We start from the raw sequence: 22,273 nt of genomic DNA, 5'->3' as shown, positions 1-22,273 counted from the left end.
CTGCTCCTTGTTTATTAAATAAAATAATTAAACTCTACGTTGTTTGGGTGGGCGACATCCATTGTGAGGTATGGGGGTAATATCTTTAATAGATGTAACTTCAATACCGTTTTGAGCAATAGAACGAATAGCACCTTCTCTACCGGCACCAGGTCCTTTTACATAAACATCCACTCTTTTCAAACCGGCTTCTGAAGCAACTTTTGCAGCATCGGCAGCAGCCATTTGTGCAGCATATGGAGTATTCTTTTTAGAACCACGGAAACCCATTTTACCTGCAGATGACCAACTAATTACCTGGCCTTGCTTATTGGTAAAAGAAATAATAATGTTGTTGAAGGTAGCGCTGATGTGTACATCGCCGGCAGCATCTACTTTTACAATTCTTTTTTTGGCTGCAGCTTTAGCGCTGTTTTGTGCTTTTTGTGTTTTTGCCATAACTTTTTTTGTAGGTGATCGTTAAAAATTGATGTTTGAAAACTTCATTAAAGAAGTTCGGATGTAATTCTCCTCCTGTTTGTTCAGGTATCCAATACTACATCCTATAAAAAAAGAAACTTCCCTGAATAACAGGGAAATTCCAATTATTTATTTCTTAGCTGCTTTTTTCTTACCGGCAACTGTTTTACGTTTACCTTTACGAGTGCGGCTATTGGTTTTAGTACGCTGGCCACGAACAGGTAATCCTTTACGATGGCGTAAGCCTCTGTAGCAAGCAATATCCAACAAGCGTTTAATACTCATTTGTACTTCACTACGTAACTGACCTTCAACCTTAAACTCATTAGTAATGGTATTTCTGATGGCAGTTAACTCATCATCATTCCACTCACTAACTTTCTTATTGTAATCAATGCCACATTTGTCTAAAATATAGCGGGCAGTTGAGGGGCCAATACCATAAATGTAGGTTAAACCTATTTCGCCTCTTTTGTTTTTGGGTAAATCTATACCGGCAATACGAGCCATATCTAAATTTTAATTTTATACGTTCAATAATTATCCCTGACGTTGTTTATAACGAGGATTTTTTTTGTTAATAACATACAGCTTGCCTTTGCGTTTTACGATTTTGCAATCGGCACTGCGTTTTTTAATTGAAGCTCTTACTTTCATAAAAAGGTGTTTTGCTATTCGCTTAAATTGAATTCCCTATCATTTTATTTGTATCTGAATATAATTCTACCTCTTGATAAATCATATGGACTCATTTCCACACCCACTTTATCTCCTGGCAATATTCGGATATAGTGCATACGCATTTTTCCTGAAATAGTAGCCAAAATTTCGTGGCCATTTTCCAATCTAACTCGAAACATTGCGTTACTCAATGCTTCAATGATAACTCCATCTTGTTTAATCAAAGGTTGTTTCGACATACAAATTTTGGGGCTGCAAAGATATACTTATACAACCGAAATATGAAAATTTTAATAAAAAAAAGTTCTTTTTTTATCATTTTTATGGGTTTACCCCTTTAAAATGTGCAAAATTAGGTTTTTTAGAGGAACTTTCCGGTATAACTATCTTTAAAATCTTTTAATCCTGCTGGTGTACCGGCATAAACTAAATACCCTCCTGCATCGCCAGCTTCAGGGCCCAAATCTATTACCCAATCAGCACACTTAATTACATCAGTATTGTGCTCAATTACCAGTATAGAATGTCCTTGATCAATTAAGGCCTTAAATGATTGCAACAATTTATTAATATCATGAAAATGTAAGCCGGTTGTGGGTTCATCAAATATAAATAAAATGTGTCCGTGCCCTTTGCCTTTACCCAAAAAGCTGGCTAACTTAACCCTTTGCGCCTCGCCACCGGAAAGGGTACTTGATGACTGCCCCAGTTTTACATATCCTAAACCCACCTGCTGTAAGGGCAGTAATGCCTGAAATATATTTTTTTCTTCCTTGAAAAATTCTATTGCCTCATCTACACTCATTTCTAATACATCAAAAACAGACTTGCCTTTATAGTTTACTTCTAGCACCTCCTCTTTAAATTTTTTTCCATTACAAACTTCACAGGTTAAATGAATGTCGGCTAAAAACTGCATTTCCACTAATTGTTCACCTTCACCTTTACATGCATCGCATCGACCACCATCCACATTAAAAGAAAAATGTTTGGGCTGATAGCCCCTTATTTTGGATAAAGGTTGACGGGAATATAAATCACGAATTGCATCATAAGCTTTAATGTAGGTAACGGGGTTACTGCGAGATGATTTACCAATGGGATTTTGGTCAACCATTTCTATATGATCAATATCCTGCACATTACCTGAAATGGTTTTGTGAAGACCTGTTTTATCAGCCGGCTGACCTTTAAGCTTTAAGAGAGCCGGGTATAATATTTGTTTCACCAAGGTGGTTTTACCACTACCACTAACCCCACTTACTACACAAAATACATTTAAGGGAAATTGAACGGTTATGTTTTTTAAGTTGTTTTGCCGTGCACCTTCAACTGTAATGAAAGTTCTGGGTTTCTTGGTATGTGCAGGTGGTTCAATACGAAGTTCGCCGGTTAAATATTTCCCCGTTAGACTATTTTTATTCTGTATAATGGATGTATAATTTCCTGCTGCAATTACTTCACCCCCTAGATGTGCCGCCAATGGCCCCATATCAATAATATAGTCGGCTTCCCGCATCATTAACTCATCATGTTCAACAACAACAACGGTATTTCCTAAATCGCGAAGGTTTTTAAGTACCTTAATAAGTTTTTCTGTATCACGTGAATGTAACCCAATGGAGGGCTCATCTAAAATATATAGAGAATTGGTGAGGTTACTACCCAAACTACGCGCCAATTGTATGCGTTGACTTTCACCACCACTTAAGCTATTGGCTAAACGGTGCAAGGTTAAATAACCTAAGCCAACATCTATCATGGTTTGCAATCGCTGATTAATTTCAAGCAATACACGCTTGGCTACCTGCTGTTGGTATTCAGTTAATTGAATATTGGTGAACCATTGCAACAAATCTTTAATGGGCATGGTACACAACTCACCAATATGCTTGTTATTAATTTTTACATACAATGCCTCTTTACGTAACCGATAGCCATTACAATCAGGGCAGGTTGTACGGCCACGATACCTGCTTAGCAAAACCCGATATTGTATTTTATATAAATTGTCTTCAACCTCTTTAAAAAATGCGTGTATTCCTAAAGCATTACCGGTTCCATTCCACAACTTATTATATTGCTCGGTAGTTAAGTCGGCAATGGGTTTATGTATGGGAAAACCTTTTGCGTGTTGTATAAACTGCTCTTTCCACCAACTTAATTTTTCCCCTTTCCAAGGCGCAACTGCCCCATCATAAACACTTAAGCTTTTATCGGGTATTACCAAGTCTTCATCAATTCCCAACACCTGACTAAAGCCTTCGCAGGTAGGACAAGCCCCATAAGGATTATTGAATGAAAACAAGTTAGGGACAGGTTCTTCAAACAAAATACCATCTAATTCAAACTTGTTACTGAAATGCATAACGGTTGTTTCATTTACTTCCAGAAACATTTCCCCTTCACCTTCATAAAATGCGGTAGTAATTGAGTCGGTTAACCGATGAATATCTTCTTCCTCAAATGCTTTTACAATAATTCGGTCAACTAACACATAAGCCTTGGCTACATGAGCAAAAACAGTTTGTGCTAAAGCACCTTCATCTTCCAATAATTCCTCAATATCCAATAATCGTGCATTATTGGTATATGGTGCGTTTTCTGCCAAATAAATTCTTGAGAACCCCTTTTGTACTAAAATATTTAATTCCTCAATAACGGAACGATGCGCATGTTGCTTAAACTGAAACAATAGATAACATTTATTACCATGCTTTAACTGTTGTATAGCCTCAATCACATCACTAACATCATCTTTCTTTACTATCCTGCCACTAACAGGAGAAATTGTTTCCCCTACTCTTGCAAACAACAATCGCAAGTAATCATAAATTTCTGTCATGCTACCCACCGTGCTTCTTGGTGTACGGGTAATTACCTTTTGCTCAATTGCAATTGCCGGACATAAACCTTTAATGTAATCCACATCAGGCTTTTCCATGCGAGACATAAATTGTCTTGCATAGGCACTTAAACTTTCTGCATAACGACGTTGTCCTTCTGCAAATAGTGTATCAATAGTTAATGAGGACTTTCCACTTCCACTTACGCCCGTTACAACAATTAGTTGATTACGTGGAAAAGCTACAGTAACATTTTTTAAATTATGTACACGGGCACCATGCACCAAAATATCATTTGTTAAGACAGGTGTTTCATCAACAGTTGTCATTTTTTTGTTTTCCTTACTACGCATACTAATACAAATAAACACAATTATAGCGGTTATGTTGCAAGGCTCCTTTTAAAATGTGCATATTGTAGAATACATTAAAATAGTTTTCAACATTACTCTTAAATGTTTGTAAAAAAAAATAGGTTATTTAATTTCAAATTGTTAAGCATTATTAAATAACATTTTTCATGGATTAAACCTGAATTAGTATTTAATGAATGATAACAAAAGAAACACCCTAAAACCAAAATATATTTAAAAAATAATACATTTTTAATCATACCAGTCCAATGATTATTTTTTAAATAAAACCTTTAACAAACCTCTTATGAAATCATTACAACATTTGCCTGACAATGATTTAATACACTCGTTTCAGGCGGGGAATCAAGCAGCTTTAGAGCTATTGGTTAACCGGCACAAGGAGAAAATATTTACTTCCATATTGTTTATGGTGAAAGATAAATATTTAACGGAAGATCTTTTTCAGGAGGTGTTTATTAAAATAATTGATACACTTCGCAGTAATCGATACAATGAAGAGGGTAAATTTATTCAATGGGCTTTACGTATAGCTCACAACTTATGTGTTGACTATTTTAGAAAAGTTAAACGTAATTCAACCATTAGTAGTGATGATAAAGATGTATTTGATTTATTAAATCTTACCAACGCAAGCGCCGATACACGTATAGTACAACAACAAACCCGGCAAAAACTGCATTTAATGTTAAGCTGTCTTCCCGATGAACAAAGGGAGGTAATTGTGCTAAGGCATTTTGCTGATATGAGTTTTAAAGAAATTGCCAAAATAACCAATACCAGCATTAATACTTCTCTCGGAAGAATGCGGTATGGATTAATTAACTTGAGAAAAATGATGGTAGAAAACCAAATTGTATTATAGCTGATTGATTATTGCATCTTTTTTTCGAATGCCTGTTTTACTGCATCTAAGTGTTGAATAAATTTAGTAACATCAGGATCATACCCATATTTAATATCACTTAATGGCTCACCATCTAAATCTAAGAACATATATAAAGGCTGAGCATTTAACCCAAATTTGGTAACCTCATAGTTTAGATTTTTCTCACCTACCGTAGTAAGTTTATCTCCATTGGGCAAGGTAACCTGTTCGTTTAAAGGCAATTCAGTGCTTTCATCAACATAGAGACTTACCAATACAAAATTATTTTTTATTCTATCTAAAACTTCAGGATTTTTCCAAACCTGCTCTTCCATTTTTCTGCAGTTGGGGCAAGAATGGCCTGTGAAATCGAGCATAATAGGTTTTTTCAAAATTTTAGCAGCAGCCATCCCCTCATCTAAATCAAAGTAAGCTGTTAACCCAAAAGGTACTTCAAGGCGGTCAGTATATTTTTTAGGTGGTAATGGTTGGTTACCGCCTGTATTGTACGAATGAAAGGAAGCACCTTTCAGATCATCAATTTTATATTTTAGATTATCTAAATTAAAATCCTGTGTAGTTGCTGGCGGAATAAAACCACTTAAAGGCTGCAACGATGCACCCCATAAACCGGGTACCAAGTATAACGCAAATGAAAATGTAATGATGGCAAAAAATAAACGGGGTACCGTTAGGTATGGCAGGTCGCTATCGTGGGAAAATTTCAATTTACCCAATAAATACATCCCCATTAAAAAGAAAACAACAATCCAAAGTACTAAGAAAACATCCCGATTTAACAAATGCCAGTGATAGATTAAATCAACATTCGATAGAAACTTTAAAGCTAATGCTAACTCAATAAAACCAAATACCACTTTTACCGAGTTCAACCATCCGCCACTTTTAGGTAATGCAGACAACATGGAAGGGAAAAAAGCAAACAATGAAAAAGGTAATGCCAACCCTACCCCAAAACCCAACATACCCAATACCGGCGCAATACCTACACCTTTGGTACTGGTTTGCCCTAATAAAGTACCTACAATTGGTCCGGTGCAAGAAAAAGAAACAATTACCAAGGTTAATGCCATAAAAAATATTCCAATTAAGCCGCCTTTTCCGGCTTTTTGGTCAGCTTTATTGGCCCAACTGCTGGGTAAATTCAGTTCAAAAGCACCAAAAAAAGATATAGCAAATACAATGAATATAGCAAAAAAGAATAAGTTAGTAATGGCAGCTGTGGAAATAGTGTATAAGATGGTATCGCCAAAAATAAGCGTTAATAACAAAGTAGGTATGGTATAAATAGCTATAATTGAAATAGAATACCACACTGCATTACGAACACCTTCCGCTCTAGATTTACTGCGCTTTAAGAAGAAACTAACCGTTACCGGTATTAAAGGAAATACGCATGGAGTAATGATAGCTAACAAGCCTGCACCAAAAGTTAATAAAAAAATTGACCATAATGATTTCTGTTTGCCATCGCTTGCATTATCAGTTATAGTGTTACTGCTTGCTTCAGGGATTAGCACCTTCACTTTTTCTTCATTACTGGGATAATCATCCCCCTTTTTGCCCAGCCATACAAAACTACCTTTTAATGTTATACTGTCTTTCGTAAGATGCAAGGGATAAATAAAAGTAACACTATCAGTATAAAGCGTCAATGTATTGCCCGATGCGTCTTTTTGTACGATGGGTGTACCCAATGTTTTTACTTTATTCAAAACAACCATTTGCGAATCAATTCCGCTTAAATGTAATTGTGACGTAAAGGGGTTATTGTTTGCGGTTTGCTCAGCTGCAAAAAACGCTGTACTGTCTGAACTTTTTAATTGAATTGTTAAAATACCGGAAGTATCGGTTAATCGGTTAGCGTGAATTTGCACACTAACCTTATTTTGTGCATGAAGCGAAAACACACCCAATAATATAGTTATTAGCGTTGTAAAAAGAAACTTCATGCAAATAATTTTAATGGTACAAAAGCAGGAAATAAATTTTTAATGTATGATGATATCAATTTAGATGAAATCTTAAATGAAAACTTTTGAAACATTAGAGTTTAATCTCAAAACTTTTTTTGGTGGGTGGTAAACATTGTTGATCATCACATACCATGTATTCTACAACACCGGAAACATTTGTTTTTACGTTACCTTTTACTTTTACTAGTTGTTTAAAAACTACTTGACCGGAATAATACAATACGTTGGTTTTAAAATTATTGTCGTAAGTTTTTTGAAGTTTCCCTACTTCTTGTGTTTTGCCGGTTAAATCAACCAATGGACTTTTCTTAAATGAAAAATTGGTAGGAACAGGACCGCCCGCACCAGTATTTTGCGAATAAATGTGCCAAGGTTTTTCAACAGTGGCAGTTATTACCAATTCATAAGTATCCCCACTTTTTTTAACTGCCTCATATTTCCAACTTACCGGGTCTTTTATTTGTGCATGTATGTAAGAAAAAAAGAACACTAGAACAGTAGCAAAAACAACTTTTTTCATACCTTATTTTTTAAGTATTTGAATTCAATAACGGTTTAGATATCAATTTGTTAGGAAGTGAGGCCTAATAAAGCAAATATTTTTTTCCCATCTTCATTACCCAATAGTGGCGAACTCGCTCTTTCGGGGTGAGGCATCATACCAAACACATTACCGGCTTTGTTTTTAATGCCGGCAATATTCTGCAATGCACCATTCGGATTAGCATCTGCAACCACCTTACCTGCTTCATCACAATATTGAAAAAGAACTTGATTATTTGTTTGCAATTCTTCTAATACCTCATTAGAAGCATAGTAACGACCCTCGCCATGTGCAATGGGAATGGTAAAAACCCCATCTCCATTCGTAATGTTTACATTTTTACAAATGTATTTTTGATGGATATTCTGCAATAAAACTCCGGGCAATAACCCACTTTCACACAAAATTTGAAAACCATTACATACTCCTAATACCTTTCCGCCTTTTTGTGCAAATTGAATAACGCTTTCCATCATATTACTAAATCTAGCAATAGCTCCACAACGAAGATAATCGCCATAAGAGAAACCACCCGGTAAAACAATACAATCATCAGTAGTAAACATACTTAAATCCCTGTCTTTATGCCATAGCATAATTACTTCTTTGTTTAGGTCGCCCTGTAACGCATCTTGCATATCTCTATCACAATTCGATCCCGGAAATACTACAACACCAAACTTCATATAAGTTATTTATATAATAAATAATATTATTTAAAATGCCAGCTTCTGCAAATCATCTACCCTACCAATTACTGCAAATTTACAAATGCCATCGCTAAAACCACGCTAAATTTTGTTGATGAACCAATTATTGTAAAAAACAAGCGCCAATGCTAACCAAAAAAACAAATTGGGCAACAATGTTTTATTAGGATACAAAAAATAATTGGCAAAAAATGCTGACAAAGGAATAATCCAAATAAATGCAGCGGTGAGACCTGCATAGGCAAATACAAAGGGACTAATTAAAATAACCAACAAAAAAACCAGTACTATCATCCAATTTTTTCTAATTTGAATTACCATTCGGTTTACATGCAACTGCCAATAATAAAATGAAAAAAGCAATAAAAGAATGGCATAGGCAATAGTAATGCTTAACCAATAAGTTGGAAAAGGTAATGGCCAAGCAATTTTAAAATGCGGTAAGATTCCCTTAATTAAATTAGTTTGATTGGTAATAAACAAAATGGCTGCTGTAAAATAATAAGGCAGAATTACGCCAAGTAACAAAACCAACCATTCTGCTAACCGAAATGGGCGTACCACCAATAAGGCGAAAAATATAACCAATATAAAAATTACTGTTGGATGGTAGCATAAAATTACTGCACCCGTAATAAAACCAATATTAAACAACAAAGTTTTGGGTGATGGATTGTTATACAAACGTATTAGCTTAACAAAAATCCAAATAATAAAACTATTTACTAATAAACCGGCACTTATATAATTCCATTGTGGTAATAATCCGGTTAAAAGTATGTAAGCCATTCCGGTAGTATAACCTTGCTGTTGAAACATGTGGGCATTGTTCAAAGCTATATTAAAACGAATAGCCTGAAACAGCACCAATAATGCATATATCAAGAACAAAGCAATATCAGGTAAGGGTTGAATGTATTGTTGTATTATAACCTCGAAAAAACCACTGTGTGTAGGTTTGGTTATTTCGGGTGCATGCATAAAAAAATTAGCATGCACTACTAAAAACAATAATGCTAATAAAACAATGCCACTATATGATTTATTTCGGAATAATTGAACCACATTACTTGCTTTAAAGTTATATCACAACTTTAGCAAAAGTAATGTATCCGCGATATTGACAAGGTATAATCATTTGCCGCAAACCTGTTTGTTTTCCCTGACGGGGCATAAACTGGTAGCCTCTATCTAAATTTTTAAATAGTGGATTACGAATGATTTGTCCATCGGGTGTAATACTCTGATCGGTTAATAATGATTGCCTTCTTTCTACTGTATTAAATAAAAAATGCAACTGATCGCCGGAATTCATTAAACCATATCCAATAAAAGCATCTGTATTATCATCAAACTGCGATTTATGAATAACATTACTCCATTCTAATGAATCACCGGGATTGAAGGACAACACCATAATATTATCGGCATAAAAACGATTCATATTATACATAGGATTTCCAAACGACCAAGGATAAAAATAAGACCCCATTAAGCCCATGCCATAACCATATCCGTAATAATAATTGTAAGGATTGTAAAATGGAGAACCGTACATATAATCCCAACGATTGTAAGGATTTCCACGAGAAGATGAGTAAGCCGATTCAGCAGCCAAAATATACCCACCATCTTTACGCATAATAATATTGTGTATATAATAGTTGTTAAATGCAGTTCGCATGCCACTTTCGCCTCTTGCATCCGCTCTTAACTCATCTGGGAAAGTAAGAATACTGTTATGCATTATTTTTTGCTGTGTTTCATCCCAAATGCAATTATAAAGCCCTTCAACATTACCCCTACGCTGTTTGGCAAAAAAACCTGTAATTAAGCAGTGATGATTTTCATTATCAAACTTCACATGCATGTCATCTAAAAACAAACTCTTGGTATTAAGTTGAGTGGCAATTACTGAATTTTCAAGTGCAGGCTTAAAATAAAATTCTAAACCGGTTATATTATCATTTTGGGAAGAACCCCATGCCCGTAAAAAAGCCAAATTACCATCATTATCTAACTCAAAACCTGTTAGATAATCGTTTTTTTCAGGCATATCAATATTCAACACACTTCTGTGTAACAATGTTAAATCTGGATTGAATAACAAAGTTGTTACTACATATTGTTTATCGCTTTTCGTATTTATTTTAAAAAATGCTATGCGTTGTTTGTTTTCACTGTAAGCAGAGGAATAAATTTTGTTACTAGCGTTAAACGCTAAAACAGTAGTGTCTAATTCTAAAGGTTGCCCAACTTGTTTGCCACTGGCATCAATTTTTTGTGCCATACAATACACAATATTTCTTTTTTGGTATTGATAAAACATGTAGGCATAATTGGGATAAGTAATAAAATCTGCATTGAACAATTTATCCGGCAAACCTTCAATTCTATTTTTTTGGGTCAGCTTCATGTTATCATCATATACACTCATAGTATGTATATTTCGATAATTTTTATAGATTAAAAAATTACCCTGCAATTTTCCCAGCACCTCAAAATTCATGTTACGAGCATCATCCCTATCCGGAGCAGAGTAAGTAATTGACTGAGCATTTACGTCAATAAATAATAGCAATGCAATAGCGAAAAATAAACATTGTTTTAATTTCATACTTATTGTTTTATACAACTATACGTTTGTTTAATAGGAATAAGTTTAATACAAAATTGAAGCCTTTACAAAATTAAGCGAACCCCGTAAAGAAATAATGAAAAAGATTTCAGGTTTTCTTACACAGATACCTCTTAGCAAAATAATTTTACTATACATTTGTTAATATTTTTTTACGCAATTGTTTACTGTGAACAAATCCCTTAGTAAAGTAACGCCGGCCAGTTTGTTAATTGCTTTAGGTATAATTTACGGCGACATAGGTACCTCACCATTATACGTACTGAATTCGGTAATTAGAGACCGTCCTATAAATGACCTCCTAATTATAGGAAGTCTATCCTGTATTATATGGACATTAACCTTGCAAACTACTATTAAGTATGTTGTTTTAACGTTACAAGCCGATAACAAAGGGGAAGGTGGAATATTTAGTTTGTTTGCATTGGTACGCCGCAGAAGAAAGTGGTTGGTATTTCCGGCAATGGTTGGTGGTGCGGCTTTATTAGCCGATGGAATCATAACACCTCCTATTTCAATTACTTCAGCTATTGAGGGTTTAAGGCAATTACCCGGGCTTAGCATTCAGGAAGGGGATCCTATAATTGTTTACATAGTAATTGCTATTCTTACATTATTGTTTTTTGTGCAGCAATTTGGCACCAATTTTATTGGTAGATTTTTTGGGCCCATTATGTTTATTTGGTTTAGCATGTTAGCTGTTTTAGGCGCATCGCACTTATTAGACGACATTGCTATTTTCCGTGCATTTAGCCCACATTATGCCATTGAGTTATTGACCATATACCCTAAAGGCTTTTGGATTTTAGGTGCCATATTTCTTTGTACTACGGGTGCTGAAGCATTATACAGTGATCTAGGACATTGTGGTAAGCAGAACATTCATATATCATGGATATTTGTAAAATCTTGTTTAATCATTAACTACTTAGGACAAGGAGCTTGGTTATTAGCCCAACATAACCATGGCTTAATTACATCTGAAATGATTGACGGAGGATTTAACCCATTTTATGGGGTTATGCCGCAATGGTTTAAATTAGTAGGTATCATCATTGCTACCGTTGCTGCCATTATTGCCAGTCAGGCTTTAATATCAGGTTCATTCACTTTAATAAGTGAAGCTTTACGTCTGAATTTATGGCCAAAAATGAAAATTAATTATCCTTCTGAAGAAAAGGGGCAATTATACATTCCCGGCGTTAACCTTTTGTTGTTTATTGGTTGTACCGGAATTGTGCTTATTTTCCAAAAGTCGTCGAACATGGAAGCGGCTTATGGTTTAGCCATTACTATGTGTATGATTAGCACTTCCATTTTATTCGCGAATTATTTGGTTAGTCATAGAGTATTCCCGCTATGGATATATTTATACCTTGCTGTTTATCTAACCATTGAAGTATCTTTCTTAATTGCCAACTTAGAAAAATTCCCTCACGGTGGATATATAACTTTGTTGGTAGGAGGCGGATTATTTTCAGTAATGTATATTTGGTTTAGAAGTAGAAAGATTAAAAACCGCTATGTTGAATTTGTACGTTTAGAACATTACATTCCTTTATTAAAGGAGCTAAGCCAAGACGAATCCATACCTAAATATGCTTCACATTTGGTGTATATGACAAGTGCCAATAATCCAAAAGAAATTGAACATAAAATCATTTATTCCATTTTAAATAAAAAACCCAAACGTGCCGATACCTACTGGTTAATACATGTTGATGTATTGGATGACCCTTATACTTCAGAATATAGCGTTGAACACATTATGGCTGATGATATTATTAGAGTAGAATTTAGATTAGGGTTTAGAGTTGAGCAACGCATACACGTTATGTTTAAAAAAGTTGTGCAAGATCTGGTTGCCAATAAAGAAGTAGATATTACCAGCCGTTATGCAAGCCTAGAGAAAAATAATATAGCCGGAGATTTTCAATTTATTGTACTAGAGAAATACCTTAGCTCAGACAATGAATTACCTTTTATAGAACGCATTATTATGAAAATGTATTTCTGGTTAAAAGAAATTTCATTAAGTGAAGAACGCGGCTTTGGTTTGGATCCCGGTTTTGTAACCGTTGAAAAATTCCCACTAATAGTTGCCCCCTACTCTAGTTTAAACTTGAAACGAGTACAATAATTATTTTAAAATTTTATGGTAACTGCAAATGCAGACTATATTACTTTGAATGCTACAAAGTAATAGTTATTGGCGGCCGCAATTAATTGTAAGTTGCAATAGTAAGATTGAATGAAATCCTGATAAGCTTTAAACTCATGCGTGGGCACAACAAATTCATCAAAGAAAATAATATCGCCCTTTTTTAAATAAGGTGCCAATGTGGTTAATGTATATAAAGTTGCTGAAAACAAGTCAGCATCCATCATAATTACATTGCGCTTATTATTGTTAAACTCTCTTACAAATTCGGGAAGTGTTTGTTGAAACAATCCTTTTAAAAATCGCGCTCTATTATCATTTCCAATATCAGGCAAAGCTTGGTTACTACTAAATGCCCCTTTTTTGAAAGGTCCCCAATCTTCAGGTAATCCATCAAAGGTGTCAAATCCATAAAATGAACTTTCAGCATGATTGTTCTTTTGTAACCACCATTTAAATGATTCGCCCCAAGCTACACCAAATTCTAAATAATTAATAGGGTTTACGTCAAGTCTCTCCTGTTCTATTACCCACTCATACATTTTTAATCTGCGCTGATAATCCCATTTACAAGGAAAATCATTATAAGGCACTTTCCTATTTTCATAAGCCCATTTTGAAAACAAAGTGAGATAATACATATTGGCAAAAAATCCACTTAACCAAACTAGTATTCGATGCATTTGCAACCAAATAAATAACAATTTTGTGTAACGTATAAAAAACAACTTCATGATAGTTTATTTAAGTGGAATGAGCCAACATTTTAATTTCGCAATAATACGGTAAGTTTTTACAGATTAGTTTAAATGGGCACCACTTTTGTTTTTTTGTTTTGCTTAATTTTATCTGGAATGGCTAATTCTATTTGTTGCTTCAGCACTTCTATCAAACGCCTTTTTACAAAATTTCGATGTGTTGCCAAACTAACTTCTCTTACAGGTGCGGGACTTTTAAAATACCTTAAACAAGCTTGCTGTTTAGCCGTCATATCCAATGTAGCTAATTCAGGTAAAATAGTAATTCCATCATATAAATCAACCATACGACGCAGGGTCTCCAAACTTCCGGCCTCATATTCAAAATGACCACCTTCTGAGCTAGCTTTACGTAACTCACAAAGATTTAAAATTTGCGAACGAAAGCAATGCCCTTCTTCCAATAACCAAAGCTTACACGGATCAATATCTTTTGGCAATACATATGTTTTTTTAAACACTTCATTGTTTTTAGACACATAAACAAGCATTTCTTCATAAAACAAAGGCTCCTCTTTAATACCGGCATCGTTCAAAGGTGTAACTAAAATGCCGGCATCTAAACTTCCCTCTTTTAATTTTTGCACTATTTGATCTGTAGTAAACTCACTAATTTGCAACCTTACTTCAGGATACTTTTTAGTAAAACCATGAATGAATAAGGGCAATAAATAAGGTGCTAAGGTTGGAATAATGCCTATTTTTAATTCACCGTGAATAATTCCTTTTTTTTCATCTACCATTTCTAATAACAAGTCGCGTTGCGCTAATATTTTTCTGGCTTGTTCTATAATATGCACTCCATATTCGGTTGGTAAAACAGGTTGTTTGCTTCTATCAAAAATTTTTACACCTAATTCTTCCTCCAATTTTTGAATTTGCATACTCAAAGTGGGCTGCGTTACAAAGCATGCCGCAGCGGCAGATGAAAAATGTCGAAAAGTATCTAAAGCAACTATATACTCTAACTGTACTAAGGTCATATTGTTCATCAATTTTATTGATGGAAAAGTACAAAAAATTGGTTTAATCTATGATATTTTAACGTTGGTTTTCAATTTTATTCTTGCAATATTCTTTACGCTCCTTTCATTCATATACCAAATAAAAAAACATGTACCATGCTTTCAAAAAAAATACATAAACCCATTACCTTTAAAAGAAAAAAGTATGACACCCGAAGAAAACTTTGAACGCTTACAATTAACATTACCACCCCCACCGGAACCCTTAGGAGTGTATAAGCCATTTTTAGTGGATGGTAATTATGCGTATGTTTCAGGGCATGGTCCTTTAATTAGCAAAGGCCATTTTATTATGGGCAGAATTGGGGAACAATTAACTGCTGAAGAAGGTAAAGCCGCAGCCCGCCAAGTGGGTTTAGCTATACTGGCAACTTTAAAAGCCAATTTAGTTTCATTGAATAGAATTGAACGTGTAATTAAAATACTGGGCATGGTCAATGCAACAAACCAATTTCATCAACACCCCTATATCATTAATGGTTGCAGTGAATTGTTTGCTGAAATTTGGGGTAACGATAATGGCATTGGCGTACGAAGTGCTGTGGGTATGGCGAATCTACCTGATAATATACCTGTTGAAATTGAAGCAATGTTTAAATTGGCATTACCTATTAATTGATTAATATGAATTGGTTCGAGATTACGAATGCAGAAACGGTTGATTCACCGGCTTTACTAATTTTTAAAGACAGAATGGAACAAAACATTCAGGCTGCAATAAACAGATTAGAGGGCGATGTGTCAAGATTTAGGCCACACATCAAAACCAACAAAACCCCGGAAGTGTGCAAAGCACTGATGCAAGCAGGTGTTACACAATTTAAATGTGCTACTATTGCAGAAGCTGAAATGCTGGCACAGGTAGGTGCCAACGATATTTTATTGGCCTACCAGCCGGTAGGTCCCAAAATTAATCGTTGGATAGCGCTTCAACAACGGTATCCCAATGCTGTATTTGCCTGCTTAACCGATAATAAACTTACTGCAACAGCTTTAGCCAATGCTCATGCAGCAGCCAACTTAACCGCAAAAGTTTATATTGATGTAAATAATGGCATGAACCGATCAGGAATTGATGTAAATAAAGTAGCAGCATTGGTCAATCAACTCATGCAGTTACCGAACCTTTCAATTATTGGATTACATGTATATGATGGGCATATCAGAAAACAATCAGCCGCCGAAAGGAAAGCTGCCAGTGATGCGGCATTTAAACCTGTTGATCAATTACAACAAATTTTGCAACAACAATACCATCGAGTATTTCCCATTATTGCCGGGGGCTCCACCACTTTTGATGCGCATGCACAAAGGAAAAACGTTATATGCAGCCCGGGTACTTTTATTTTTTGGGATGCCGGCTATCAACAACTCATGCCGGAAGAACCATTTGAATGGGCTGCTGTATTAATAACCAGAGTGATTTCCATTATTAATGCTACCACTATTACCACCGATTTAGGACATAAATCCGTAGCTGCAGAAAATCCACTGCCTCGTGTAAAGTTTTTAAACGCACCCAATGCAGAACCCATAGCACAAAGCGAAGAACACATGGTAGTAAAAGTTCCGGATAGTAGTCAATATCAACCGGGAACATTATTATATGCTATTACCATACATATATGCCCTACCGTTGCCTTATACAATACTTTGCAAGTGGTAGAAAACCATAAAGTAGTTGGCTCATGGAAAGTGGTTGCTCGTGATAGATTCATTCATATTTAATGCCGAAGCTATGTTACTAATTGATGCACATTTAGACCTGAGCATGAATGCCATGGAATGGAACAGAGATTTACGACTTCCGGTTGCTATCATTCGAAGCAATGAAGCCGGATTAACGGATAAGCCGGATAGAGGCAATGGCACTGTTTCTTTTCCCGCATTACGTTCAGGAAATATAGGGATTGTAGTGGGCACTTTAATTGCGAGGGTAAAACTTCCTGGCCAAATATTGCCCGGTTGGGCTTCTCCAGAACAAGCATGGGCACAAATTCAGGGACAATTGGCCTGGTACAAAGCTATGGAAGCAGCAGGTGAAATTCGCATTATACAAACACAATTGCAATTACAACAGCAAATAGACATTTGGAATGATAGTAATATCTTGAATGAATACAAACCCATTGGCGTTGTATTAAGTTTAGAAGGTGCTGACAGTTTAATAACACCCGAATATGCTATTATTTTACAACAACAAGGTTTAACAGCAATAGGTCCGGCCCATTATGGCCCAGGTCGTTATGCTAACGGAACGGATGCAAGCGGACATTTAAACAACAACGGTATTGCCTTGCTGCAAATGATGCAACAATATGGACTAGCATTGGATATTACCCATTTATGTGATGATGCCATGGTTGATGCTTTGCAATTATTTAAAGGAAATATTTGGGCTTCACATCATAACTGCAGAACATTGGTACCTCACAACCGTCAAATCAGCGATGTGGTAATTCATTCAGTAATTGAACGAAATAGTGTAATTGGTATGGCTTTCGATGCATGGATGATGGTGCCTGGTTGGGAACGCGGAAAAAGTAATCCCAAAACAATGCAATGCAACTTGGCTGCCATCATACCACATATTGATCATATTTGTCAATTATCGGGTAACAGTTTACATGTGGGTATTGGCAGTGATTTAGATGGGGCATTTGGTACAGAACAATCACCCTACGATTTGAATACCATTGCCGATTTACAACAATTGAAGCATTTGTTAGAAGCAAAAGGATATTCCGCTAATGATGTAGAAAATATTTTTTACAAGAACTGGTTACGTGAATTTTCTAAAGTTTTGCCTGCTTAATAAATGATTGATTATGGGAAATGCTGTTATATCATTGCAATAAAAAGAAGGTTAAGAAGGTATGGTAAGAACAGCAATGCATTATCGTTGTTCATCTACAATTTTACCATCTTCCATTCTTATAATTCTATTAGTTTTTGCGGCAAAATCAGGGTCGTGGGTAACAATTAGCATGGTTTGATTCAATTGCTGTGATAATTGTTTGAATATATCAAACACCAACTCACTATTTTTTTTATCCAAATTTCCAGTAGGCTCATCACCCATAATTATATCGGGATCATTCATTAAAGCCCGAGCAATGGCAACCCGTTGTTTTTCACCGCCTGATAAACGAGCCGCATTTTTTAGTGCCAGTTCGGCAATACCCAAAGTTCGCAGTTTTTCATAAGCACGTGCCTCTACTTCTTTTTCAGAATATCTGTTTAGTTTTAAGCCGGGTAACATAACATTCCGCAATACTGTAAATTCATTTAGTAAGTAGTGAAACTGAAAAACAAAGCCAATTTTTTCATTCCGAATTTTAGCTAAATATTTTTCTTTTTTTTGTTGCATAGAAACACCATCAATTTTTACCTCTCCTTCATAATCGGTATCCATGGTAGAAAGTACATACAATAAAGATGATTTACCACAACCCGACTTACCCACTATGGAAACAAAGTCGCCTTTTGCAATGGAAAAGTTTACACCATTAAGCACCTTCACTTTTACAGGATCGTAAAAGTATTTAACAATATTGACTGCTTCTAAAATTGTTTCCATAAATTATTTTCCTCTTATAATTACAACCGGATCAATTTTACTGGCTTTTCGTGCCGGTAACCATCCGGCTAAATAAGTTGTAATCAGTGAAAAACTAATACCAATTATATAAAACAAAGGATTGTAATTAATAGGATACGTTTTAACCGTTGGTAATGCAGCCGTATGAAAAGGAACATGATTAATAATAACCGACAAGCCATATCCGGCCAATAAACCCGTTCCGCCTCCAAACAAACCAATACCAATTGCAATCACTAAAAAAATGGTTTTTACATCGCGCCCCGAAAAGCCCATGGCTTTCATAATTGCAATTGTATCCATTTTTTCATAAATCATCATATTTAAAATGTTATAAATGCCAAATCCTGCCACAATTAAAAGGGTAATGCCTACTGCATATGAAATTAAACTTCTAACAAAACTACCTGTTTCAAATTGCGAATTGGCTGTTTGAATATCTTCTGCATCTACCCCATAAATGCGTCCAAAAGTTTTAGCCAAAGCGGGTGCTTCGTTAATGTTATGTAATTTGATGCGTATATCTGTAATGTATAAAGATGATTTACCCAATATTTTCTGTGTGGTTTGTATAGATGCATAACTCTGTGCTTTATCAAAATCATTTAAACCCGATTGAAAATAGCCTACTACTTTTAATTGAAATATGGTGCCGGTACTGGTCGTTATTTGTACCACATCGCCCACATTGGCTACCAATTTTTCCGCCAATGCTTTTCCTAAAATAATGCTGTTGGGTATGGTATTTAAATCAGATGATTTCCCGGCAACTATATAATCATCAAAGAAAAAAAGTTTTCTTTCTGCATCCACATTAATACCATTAATTACTCCATTTATAGCTACTGTTCCATCATTAAAAAAAACCTGTGCAGTAATGGTAGGCGCCACCCCCAACACCTGCTTATTTTGTTCCAGAGCTTGAATAATGGGTCCACTGTTGTATATTTCTTGCCGAACATTGCCCGACTTTAAGGAACTGATGATGGGATAATCATTTTTATATGCAGGCCATTTGGTAACGGCTTGGTGTTGACGAGGGCGAATATCATTGTATAAACGAATATGCGGTGTTCTATTGACTACTAATCCATCAAGCAAATCATTCAGTCCACTCATAAAACTTAATAAAGCTATAAACATGGTGATACCAAAAGTTACTCCTATTGCTGCAACCAATGTTTGCCGCCAGCGCGCCATTAGTAACGATTGTGCAATATTGAAAAGTAATTTTAGTTTCATGAATGATTCAACAATTAATCAAGAAAGTAACAAATTCCTCCTATTCCATTAGTTCATCTTGTGCAGAAATACCGGAAACAATTTCTACTTTTTGGTAATCTCGTATTCCTACTACTACTTTTTGTTTTTTGCCGTTGGCCAATAAAACAGAATCGCCGGGCAATAAATAATTGGCAGGTATGGTTATAACGTTATTGTGTTGACGAATTACAATATTGGCCTCTAACGTTAAATTAGGATACAAAACCGGAGGAGATTGCACTAAAACAGCATCAACTTTAAAGGTTCGGGTTTGTGCATCCATAGCCGGATAAATTTTAATCACTTTCGCTTCAAATACTTTGTCTTTATAACTATCCATGGTGTATAATACCTGCATACCATTTTGTATGCGGGCAATGTCATGTTCATCTACTTGTAATTCTAACAAAAAAACACCTGCTTCACCCACCAATGCTACAGCCGATTGAGGACTTACCAACTCCCCTTTCTTTTTGTTTAATTGATAAACCATACCATCTACATCGCTTCTTACAATAAAATCACCGGCATTAGTACCTGCAATAGCCAAATTTTTTTGCGCCTGCTGTGCATTAAAATCTATTTGCTTTTTTAAATCATCGTACTGCAGTTGGGCAGCTTGCCAGGCATGCAAAGCATTGGTATAGGCCAATTCTCGGGCATCTAAATCGTTTTTAGTGCCAATTTGTTGTGCCCATAAATTGCGCTGTCGTTGTAATAACGTAGTGGCATTGTCTAACTGTGCTTTGGTAGTAGCAATATTAATTTTAGCTTCATTCAAGCGGGCAGCATTGGCTGCCACAGAAGCATTTGCAGCGGCAATAGCAGCATTTTCGGTGCTTAAGCGGGGAGCCGTATTTTTAATGTGCAATATGGGTTGTCCCTTTTTAACGCGTTGCCCTTCGGTTACATAAATAGTATCTATTAAACCGGTAACCGTGGCAAATGCCTGGTATTGATTATTTGATTTTACAATACCGGAAGCATATACTGCTTCAACTATGTTTTGTTGTGTAGGGTGAATAGTATTTTTATTAGAACGACAACCAACCAAAATACCGAACAATATTAAAATGGAAAATGTTAACCGCATATGGTATGTATGTGCTTGCAAAGCTATTGAAATATAACGGAATTCCTATATGATGTGCATCATAATTAATATCACCCAAGTATTATTAAAGACACAGTAATTATAGTTTGATTGCTTTTATTCTTTAATAGAAAATATTGAGAGGCAGAATTAAAATAAAATATGAATGTCTTAGTATTGGTTAGGAAGTGAAATGAAGGAAGCAATGCCTTTATGAAAAAGTAATACTTCCCTTCATTTTATTATTTCCTTTAATTCCACACCATGTTCAGCAACGGATAATTGATAGGTAACGCCCAATTTAACAGCCAGGTTAGGCTCTCCATGACTTACAGGAAAATGAAAGGCTACCGGATAATGATATTCAGCCACGTGTTCCCACACAATTTCTTCAACCGTTTTACCAAAAGGAATGGTGGTATCTTTCATATCGGTAAAGCCACCCACTAAAAGGCCCGCCAGGTTTTGCAGCATACCGGCCCGTTTTAGTTGAATGAGCATACGATCAATATTATACAAATACTCACCCACATCTTCCATCACTAAAATTTTATTCTTCGTATCTATGCTATCCACACTGCCTATTAAATGGGCAATAATGGTTAAATTACCTCCTACCAACGGCGCTGTAACATTGCCCAAGCGGTTGAAAGCATGCGGTGCCACAGTGTAATGAATAGGTTGACCGAATAAAACAGCTTTTAATGATTGCACGGAAGCCCTTTCCACACCCCCCTCATTAAAAGCATTGGCCATGGGTGCATGTAAGGAAGGGAACCCCAAGCGTTGCAAGCGTGCATGTAAAATAGTAATATCACTAAAACCTATCACCCATTTAGGGTGTTGCATAAAAGCAGTAAAATCTAACTGATCAATAATCCTACTTAAGCCATAACCGCCACGGGCACAAAATATAGCCTGTATGTTTGGATTATCCAATGCCTGTTGCAAATCTTGTAACCGTTCTGCATCTGTACCGGCAAAGTAGTGATATTGCAAGCCCACCGTTTTTCCCACTTGTACTGTGTATCCCCATTGCTGTAAAGTTTGTATACAGCATTCAGCTTTTTGTAAAGGGAAATAGCCGGAGGGGCAAATAATAGATATATTAAATATTTGAAAATGAGAAATTTGGATCATAGAAGTAAAACTCTCCTGAAAGTACATTTCAAGAGAGTTAAGAATTTAAAGATAATTTTAATTAATAACAGTAACTATAAAAGATATGTTAGCGCCATTACCATTTGTGGAAATT

21 protein-coding genes are annotated in these 22,273 nt (G+C 35.5%); 5 read left to right on the top strand and 16 right to left on the bottom strand.

Annotation, left to right across the window (positions count from 1 at the left end; translation table 11 throughout):
- Positions 1-27 precede the first annotated feature (27 nt).
- The 5 genes from rpsK to uvrA all read right to left on the bottom strand — a co-directional run bounded on the left by rpsK (position 28) and on the right by uvrA (position 4,339).
- Complete coding sequence (rpsK, locus tag ACP5P5_RS11910) at positions 28-438, bottom strand: 30S ribosomal protein S11 (RefSeq protein ID WP_111297173.1); 411 nt, start codon at positions 436-438, stop codon at positions 28-30.
- Positions 439-588: 150 nt separating this feature from the next.
- The gene (gene rpsM / locus ACP5P5_RS11905) at positions 589-969 is read right to left on the bottom strand and encodes a 30S ribosomal protein S13 (protein WP_428286338.1); all 381 of its coding nucleotides are present in this window, start codon (positions 967-969) and stop codon (positions 589-591) included.
- A gap of 30 nt (positions 970-999) precedes the next feature.
- The gene (ykgO, locus tag ACP5P5_RS11900; protein ID WP_026774906.1) at positions 1,000-1,116 is read right to left on the bottom strand and encodes a type B 50S ribosomal protein L36; all 117 of its coding nucleotides are present in this window, start codon (positions 1,114-1,116) and stop codon (positions 1,000-1,002) included.
- Between the two features lie 44 nt (positions 1,117-1,160).
- Positions 1,161-1,379 (bottom strand): translation initiation factor IF-1, encoded by a 219-nt coding sequence (gene infA / locus ACP5P5_RS11895; RefSeq protein WP_111297171.1) that lies wholly within the window; start codon positions 1,377-1,379, stop codon positions 1,161-1,163.
- Positions 1,380-1,501: 122 nt separating this feature from the next.
- Complete coding sequence (uvrA, locus tag ACP5P5_RS11890; protein ID WP_428286337.1) at positions 1,502-4,339, bottom strand: excinuclease ABC subunit UvrA; 2,838 nt, start codon at positions 4,337-4,339, stop codon at positions 1,502-1,504.
- Positions 4,340-4,646: 307 nt separating this feature from the next.
- On the opposite strand from uvrA, the gene ACP5P5_RS11885 reads away from it, so the two are divergent.
- On the top strand, positions 4,647-5,225 hold the full coding sequence (locus ACP5P5_RS11885) for a sigma-70 family RNA polymerase sigma factor (RefSeq protein WP_428286336.1): 579 nt from the start codon (positions 4,647-4,649) through the stop codon (positions 5,223-5,225).
- An 8-nt stretch (positions 5,226-5,233) separates the two neighbouring features.
- On the opposite strand, the gene ACP5P5_RS11880 is transcribed toward ACP5P5_RS11885, so the two are convergent.
- The 5 genes from ACP5P5_RS11880 to ACP5P5_RS11860 form a co-directional block, all read right to left on the bottom strand.
- Entirely contained in the window at positions 5,234-7,201 is a 1,968-nt protein-coding gene (locus ACP5P5_RS11880; protein ID WP_428286335.1) for a protein-disulfide reductase DsbD family protein, read from the bottom strand.
- 94 nt (positions 7,202-7,295) lie between these two features.
- Positions 7,296-7,745, bottom strand: coding sequence for a protein-disulfide reductase DsbD domain-containing protein (locus ACP5P5_RS11875; protein ID WP_428286334.1), 450 nt, complete (start codon positions 7,743-7,745; stop codon positions 7,296-7,298).
- Positions 7,746-7,795: 50 nt separating this feature from the next.
- On the bottom strand, positions 7,796-8,455 hold the full coding sequence (gene purQ / locus ACP5P5_RS11870) for a phosphoribosylformylglycinamidine synthase subunit PurQ (RefSeq protein ID WP_428286333.1): 660 nt from the start codon (positions 8,453-8,455) through the stop codon (positions 7,796-7,798).
- A gap of 105 nt (positions 8,456-8,560) precedes the next feature.
- Positions 8,561-9,544: a DUF6427 family protein gene (locus tag ACP5P5_RS11865; protein ID WP_428286332.1), complete on the bottom strand. Its 984-nt coding sequence runs from the start codon at positions 9,542-9,544 to the stop codon at positions 8,561-8,563.
- Between the two features lie 16 nt (positions 9,545-9,560).
- Entirely contained in the window at positions 9,561-11,096 is a 1,536-nt protein-coding gene (locus tag ACP5P5_RS11860) for a hypothetical protein (protein ID WP_428286331.1), read from the bottom strand.
- A 190-nt stretch (positions 11,097-11,286) separates the two neighbouring features.
- On the opposite strand from ACP5P5_RS11860, the gene ACP5P5_RS11855 reads away from it, so the two are divergent.
- A complete protein-coding gene (locus ACP5P5_RS11855) occupies positions 11,287-13,257 on the top strand; it encodes a KUP/HAK/KT family potassium transporter (protein WP_428286330.1) in 1,971 nt (656 codons plus the stop codon).
- A gap of 35 nt (positions 13,258-13,292) precedes the next feature.
- Here the strand turns inward: ACP5P5_RS11855 and ACP5P5_RS11850 are convergent, their stop codons facing one another.
- Together ACP5P5_RS11850 and ACP5P5_RS11845 are read right to left on the bottom strand one after the other, a co-directional pair.
- Positions 13,293-14,012, bottom strand: coding sequence for a class I SAM-dependent methyltransferase (locus ACP5P5_RS11850; RefSeq protein ID WP_428286329.1), 720 nt, complete (start codon positions 14,010-14,012; stop codon positions 13,293-13,295).
- Between the two features lie 71 nt (positions 14,013-14,083).
- Positions 14,084-15,019, bottom strand: a complete 936-nt coding sequence (locus tag ACP5P5_RS11845) for a LysR substrate-binding domain-containing protein (RefSeq protein ID WP_428286328.1) — start codon at positions 15,017-15,019, stop codon at positions 14,084-14,086.
- Positions 15,020-15,206: 187 nt separating this feature from the next.
- Here ACP5P5_RS11845 and ACP5P5_RS11840 point away from each other — a divergent pair, with 187 nt between their 5' ends.
- The 3 genes from ACP5P5_RS11840 to ACP5P5_RS11830 are packed head-to-tail and all read left to right on the top strand — an operon-like array spanning position 15,207 to position 17,876.
- Entirely contained in the window at positions 15,207-15,680 is a 474-nt protein-coding gene (locus tag ACP5P5_RS11840; RefSeq protein ID WP_428286327.1) for a RidA family protein, read from the top strand.
- A 5-nt stretch (positions 15,681-15,685) separates the two neighbouring features.
- Positions 15,686-16,789: a D-TA family PLP-dependent enzyme gene (locus ACP5P5_RS11835; RefSeq protein ID WP_428286326.1), complete on the top strand. Its 1,104-nt coding sequence runs from the start codon at positions 15,686-15,688 to the stop codon at positions 16,787-16,789.
- A 10-nt stretch (positions 16,790-16,799) separates the two neighbouring features.
- On the top strand, positions 16,800-17,876 hold the full coding sequence (locus tag ACP5P5_RS11830) for a dipeptidase (RefSeq protein ID WP_428286325.1): 1,077 nt from the start codon (positions 16,800-16,802) through the stop codon (positions 17,874-17,876).
- 81 nt (positions 17,877-17,957) lie between these two features.
- Here ACP5P5_RS11830 and ACP5P5_RS11825 read toward each other — a convergent pair whose 3' ends face one another.
- The 4 genes from ACP5P5_RS11825 to ACP5P5_RS11810 all read right to left on the bottom strand — a co-directional run bounded on the left by ACP5P5_RS11825 (position 17,958) and on the right by ACP5P5_RS11810 (position 22,185).
- The gene (locus tag ACP5P5_RS11825) at positions 17,958-18,641 is read right to left on the bottom strand and encodes an ABC transporter ATP-binding protein (protein WP_428286324.1); all 684 of its coding nucleotides are present in this window, start codon (positions 18,639-18,641) and stop codon (positions 17,958-17,960) included.
- Between the two features lie 3 nt (positions 18,642-18,644).
- Positions 18,645-19,904, bottom strand: a complete 1,260-nt coding sequence (locus ACP5P5_RS11820) for an ABC transporter permease (protein ID WP_428286323.1) — start codon at positions 19,902-19,904, stop codon at positions 18,645-18,647.
- A gap of 40 nt (positions 19,905-19,944) precedes the next feature.
- A complete protein-coding gene (locus tag ACP5P5_RS11815; protein WP_428286322.1) occupies positions 19,945-21,018 on the bottom strand; it encodes an efflux RND transporter periplasmic adaptor subunit in 1,074 nt (357 codons plus the stop codon).
- Between the two features lie 234 nt (positions 21,019-21,252).
- A complete protein-coding gene (locus ACP5P5_RS11810; protein WP_428286321.1) occupies positions 21,253-22,185 on the bottom strand; it encodes a S66 peptidase family protein in 933 nt (310 codons plus the stop codon).
- Between the last annotated feature and the right edge of the window lie 88 nt (positions 22,186-22,273).

Origin of the sequence: Hydrotalea sp. (assembly GCF_049968455.1) — a bacterium.
In the GTDB taxonomy this organism is placed as follows: domain Bacteria; phylum Bacteroidota; class Bacteroidia; order Chitinophagales; family Chitinophagaceae; genus Hydrotalea.
The sequence above is the reverse complement of the archived record's forward strand: the minus strand, read 5'-3'. Positions and strand labels throughout refer to the sequence as shown.

Excerpts from the sequence above, each read along its gene's own strand:
- rpsK (WP_111297173.1), bottom strand. The coding sequence starts at position 438 with ATGGCAAAAACACAAAAAGCACAAAACAGCGCTAAAGCTGCAGCCAAA.
- rpsM (WP_428286338.1), bottom strand. The coding sequence starts at position 969 with ATGGCTCGTATTGCCGGTATAGATTTACCCAAAAACAAAAGAGGCGAA.
- ykgO (WP_026774906.1), bottom strand. The coding sequence starts at position 1,116 with ATGAAAGTAAGAGCTTCAATTAAAAAACGCAGTGCCGATTGCAAAATC.
- infA (WP_111297171.1), bottom strand. The coding sequence starts at position 1,379 with ATGTCGAAACAACCTTTGATTAAACAAGATGGAGTTATCATTGAAGCA.
- uvrA (WP_428286337.1), bottom strand. The coding sequence starts at position 4,339 with ATGCGTAGTAAGGAAAACAAAAAAATGACAACTGTTGATGAAACACCT.
- ACP5P5_RS11885 (WP_428286336.1), top strand. The coding sequence starts at position 4,647 with ATGAAATCATTACAACATTTGCCTGACAATGATTTAATACACTCGTTT.
- ACP5P5_RS11880 (WP_428286335.1), bottom strand. The coding sequence starts at position 7,201 with ATGAAGTTTCTTTTTACAACGCTAATAACTATATTATTGGGTGTGTTT.
- ACP5P5_RS11875 (WP_428286334.1), bottom strand. The coding sequence starts at position 7,745 with ATGAAAAAAGTTGTTTTTGCTACTGTTCTAGTGTTCTTTTTTTCTTAC.
- purQ (WP_428286333.1), bottom strand. The coding sequence starts at position 8,455 with ATGAAGTTTGGTGTTGTAGTATTTCCGGGATCGAATTGTGATAGAGAT.
- ACP5P5_RS11860 (WP_428286331.1), bottom strand. The coding sequence starts at position 11,096 with ATGAAATTAAAACAATGTTTATTTTTCGCTATTGCATTGCTATTATTT.
- ACP5P5_RS11850 (WP_428286329.1), bottom strand. The coding sequence starts at position 14,012 with ATGAAGTTGTTTTTTATACGTTACACAAAATTGTTATTTATTTGGTTG.
- ACP5P5_RS11845 (WP_428286328.1), bottom strand. The coding sequence starts at position 15,019 with ATGACCTTAGTACAGTTAGAGTATATAGTTGCTTTAGATACTTTTCGA.
- ACP5P5_RS11840 (WP_428286327.1), top strand. The coding sequence starts at position 15,207 with ATGACACCCGAAGAAAACTTTGAACGCTTACAATTAACATTACCACCC.
- ACP5P5_RS11835 (WP_428286326.1), top strand. The coding sequence starts at position 15,686 with ATGAATTGGTTCGAGATTACGAATGCAGAAACGGTTGATTCACCGGCT.
- ACP5P5_RS11830 (WP_428286325.1), top strand. The coding sequence starts at position 16,800 with ATGTTACTAATTGATGCACATTTAGACCTGAGCATGAATGCCATGGAA.
- ACP5P5_RS11825 (WP_428286324.1), bottom strand. The coding sequence starts at position 18,641 with ATGGAAACAATTTTAGAAGCAGTCAATATTGTTAAATACTTTTACGAT.
- ACP5P5_RS11820 (WP_428286323.1), bottom strand. The coding sequence starts at position 19,904 with ATGAAACTAAAATTACTTTTCAATATTGCACAATCGTTACTAATGGCG.
- ACP5P5_RS11815 (WP_428286322.1), bottom strand. The coding sequence starts at position 21,018 with ATGCGGTTAACATTTTCCATTTTAATATTGTTCGGTATTTTGGTTGGT.
- ACP5P5_RS11810 (WP_428286321.1), bottom strand. The coding sequence starts at position 22,185 with ATGTACTTTCAGGAGAGTTTTACTTCTATGATCCAAATTTCTCATTTT.